The organism is Planktothrix serta PCC 8927 (genome assembly GCF_900010725.2).
GTDB classification, from domain to species: Bacteria; Cyanobacteriota; Cyanobacteriia; order Cyanobacteriales; family Microcoleaceae; genus Planktothrix; species Planktothrix serta.
Window position 1 is genome coordinate 1 of the sequence record NZ_LR734851.1, and the last position, 3,340, is coordinate 3,340.

At 39.0% G+C, this 3,340-nt stretch carries 4 protein-coding genes; all 4 read right to left on the reverse strand.

The genetic code is table 11. From position 1 onward, the window contains the following. Window positions 1–288: 288 nt before the first annotated feature. Window positions 289–561 (reverse strand): CRISPR-associated endonuclease Cas2, encoded by a 273-nt coding sequence (cas2, locus tag PL8927_RS07295; protein ID WP_083619095.1) that lies wholly within the window; start codon window positions 559–561, stop codon window positions 289–291. Window positions 562–563: 2 nt separating this feature from the next. Further along, entirely contained in the window at window positions 564–1,568 is a 1,005-nt protein-coding gene (cas1d, locus tag PL8927_RS07300) for a type I-D CRISPR-associated endonuclease Cas1d (protein WP_083619097.1), read from the reverse strand. Between the two features lie 120 nt (window positions 1,569–1,688). After that, complete coding sequence (cas4, locus tag PL8927_RS07305) at window positions 1,689–2,285, reverse strand: CRISPR-associated protein Cas4 (RefSeq protein ID WP_083619099.1); 597 nt, start codon at window positions 2,283–2,285, stop codon at window positions 1,689–1,691. A gap of 61 nt (window positions 2,286–2,346) precedes the next feature. Continuing rightward, on the reverse strand, window positions 2,347–3,168 hold the full coding sequence (gene cas6, locus PL8927_RS07310) for a CRISPR-associated endoribonuclease Cas6 (protein WP_083619101.1): 822 nt from the start codon (window positions 3,166–3,168) through the stop codon (window positions 2,347–2,349). Window positions 3,169–3,340 lie beyond the last annotated feature (172 nt).

Here is a 3,340-nt window from a genome sequence, read left to right on the forward strand (position 1 = left end):
GTTTCAATCCCTGATAGGGATTATAGCTGATTTCAACCGCAGGCTTCTGAAACCCTTGATATATTTAGTTTTCGAGGTACGATTCTGACAACCTCAATTGAATATATCATTTCAGCCATCGGCTTGTCAACAGGCAAAAATAAAAAAAGGCTGAAACCCTATCTCCATAAAGCATTCAGGAATTCTGACAACCTCCCCAGATAGTCGAGAGGGTTCAAACCCAGAACAGATAGAAGTTTCAGCCATTAATTTAGCAACCCTTTCCCAAACAGCTATAGGTTGTCGCCACTAAGCAAAAAAAATCGTATTATCGCGTAGCTGTTCGCCGCCGATGCGTTCAACTTTACCCTGACAACAAGCACAGAGGAAATAAAAGCGAATACTATCCGTTTCAGGGTTAATAATTTTGTTGAGACGCGATCGCAATTTAGCATATTGTGTGTTAGTCAACTCGCATTCAAACACACTATATTGCATCCATTGACCATAGGATTTCAAGATCGAGTGAATCTTAGTGCGACGTTTATCCTCAGAAATATCGTAAGACACCACAACAAACATAACTATCCTAACACCAAAGGCGGATATTTTTCAATGTCACCCATCAAATATTTAGCTAACAAACGCGCTTGAAGTTCAAACGCCTCTTGATAAGTACATTGTTTACCTAAAACTGGATGTTTGAACTTAGATTGTTTTTTCTGTTCATATAATTTTAGAAAAGTTCGCCGTCCTTCATTACTTAAAAACACCGCATTGCTAATGGGTTCTGTGGTAAAATCATCAGGAGTCAACTGTTTTAAATTAATCGCACTCAATACCATAGAATCCACAATTAACGGTCGAAACTCCTCCATTAAATCCAAAGCCAAACTCGGACGACCATAATGTTGAACATGAAGATAACCCAAATAAGGATCAAACCCGACTAAATTAACCGCACTTTGTACATCATGACACAATAAAGAATAACCAAAACTGAGCAAAGAATTAACCGGATCTGTGGGAGGGCGACGGTTGCGAGTTTGAAAACTAAAACCATCTCCCCGAATTAACTGATCAAATACTCCAAAATAAGCCGCACTTCCCGCCCCTTCTAAACCGCGTAAAGAGTTAATATTATTGGTATAAGAAATAGGGGCGATCGCATTATCCAACCGAGTCACATTATCATCTAATTGCAAATTAGAATATTTTCGCCCTTGTCGCAATAACAGCACCCGATAATTCTTCAACTTTCCACGCACAAACCCCCGAACTAAATGTAACGCCTTTTCCGACTCTCCGGCTGCTTCCCATTGCGCTTTTCTGACAAAAATATTTTTAGTCATTTCGGGTTCTAATCGTCCTAAATAACGCCCCGTATCTGTTAAAAAGGTTAACGGGATATGCCGTTCCAAAAGTTCCTGAACGACCGCCGGAGATACCGTTGAACGTCCTAAAATCACAATTCCATCTACCTTAATTAACGGCACATCCAAAACATTTTTCTTATCCGCTTTCACCGTTAACCGTTCATCCGTTTTACCAATAAACGAATCATCAACCGTAATATAAACTGTTCCCATTGTATTAACCTCAAAAACATTAACTTGTAGGTTGTGTAAGCGCAGCGCACGCAACATAATTACTGTCTCTAATCTATCAATACTAGCGAGCGAGGACACTCGCACTGCAATACCTTTACCTTAAACAATCACCTCCCGATATCGACTCACCTTTGCTGCAATTTTCGGTAAACAAGAGTCATACAAACTGCAACCCATACAGCGTTTTTGATAACTCGCTAAAGGTTGATTACCTGTTTGTAAAAGCTCGAAAACCTGATCAATAATATTAATCGCTTGTTCTCGTAATATTGGAGAAATTTCCACAGGTTGACGTTGATGAGATTGGGCATAATAAATATAACCCTTGGTTACAGTTTTACCCGTCATTTCTTCTAAACATAACGCTTGCGCCACCACCTGCATTTCATCATTATCCCATTCCCCTTTCCGTCCCCGTTTATATTCTACGGGGTAAAATTCGCCAGATAGTGATTCAATTAAATCTGATTTTCCAATTAATTTATAACGTTCAGATTTCAACCAAACCGCCCGAACTTGCCAAACTTCCTCTCGATTTTGTTCTCCAAAACTATGAACGCGATCGTGCAAACTCGTTCCTTCTATGGTATACTGATTATCAACAAATTCCCCTGCACAAAACATTCGCCAACAGCGATGGGGACAATAAGCAAAATGATTCAAAGACGAAATCGGAATATAATCAATTGTTTGCATAATTCACCTAACCTTATTGAGCAAAAAACAGATAATTTTGAGAACAGTCAACAGTCAACAGTCAACAGTTAACAATTCTTCTTACCATTCCCATTCCCATCGGAGTTTTACGTCCGACACCGCTATAAAGGGCAAAATCAGCCAACGTATTAATTTGTTTAATAACCATTGGGTCTACATCTCCCATAATTCTAAAATTCATCACTCCCACACAGCCAATAAACTTACTGCGAGAATCTGCTAAAATCTCCGTTCTAATATTAAAGAAACTGGGAAAAATCGGTTCTATTAGAGTGTCTTCAAACGCAATCCCACTATATTGATTCCAACGCCTTAATAACGACCCAAACACACTCTCGCGCGTCGGTAAAGCCGAATCAAAATTGCTTTGACGGAAGGCTGTTGGCGTACAGAAAATCAACTCAATTTGACGGTTTTCATCAGAGGCTTGTTCATATAATTGAGAATAGGATGAAAAATTAGCCCAAGGTTGAGTTGATTGAGGTGTTCCTAAAATGCTGGTAATTTGTAAATCAGCAGGGCCTAAATGCCAAGGTTGTTGAGGGTTAAGATTTAACCATAAATCCCTCAAATTACTAAACAAATTATCATCCAACAAAGAAATTCTTAACCAGCAAGAAGTTTCGGCTGAAATGGTTTTTTTATGTTGCCATTGAAGAACATTCTGATTAATCGTTTTACTGAGTTGTAACGGACTCACAGTAAACGCTTTATCGGTTTTTTGTTCATGTAAATAAGTCCCTAATTTGGGGTCAACGGAACTAACTAACGTTAAAAATAACGCATGAAGGTGTCGTCCCGTTAAATAGTTTAAGGGAATAGAAGAAAGTGGCAACAAATTGAGAACAAGACTATGTGGCATAATTTCACCTTGATAATTTACACAACCCAAAACAATACCTTGTAGGGGCGGGGTTTTCCCCAAAGTCCGTCAACTTAAGCCTCCGAAGCCCTGAACTCAAGTTCGGGCTAAAAGCTGAAGTCATCTAAAGATGACTAAGATCATTCTTCATTAACCCGTTTTAACGGGTTTT

What these genes read in the sequence shown, in the direction of transcription:
- cas6 (WP_083619101.1), bottom strand. Translation starts at nt 3,168, where the DNA reads ATGCCACATAGTCTTGTTCTCAATTTGTTGCCACTTTCTTCTATTCCC.
- cas1d (WP_083619097.1), bottom strand. Translation starts at nt 1,568, where the DNA reads ATGGGAACAGTTTATATTACGGTTGATGATTCGTTTATTGGTAAAACG.
- cas4 (WP_083619099.1), bottom strand. Translation starts at nt 2,285, where the DNA reads ATGCAAACAATTGATTATATTCCGATTTCGTCTTTGAATCATTTTGCT.
- cas2 (WP_083619095.1), bottom strand. Translation starts at nt 561, where the DNA reads ATGTTTGTTGTGGTGTCTTACGATATTTCTGAGGATAAACGTCGCACT.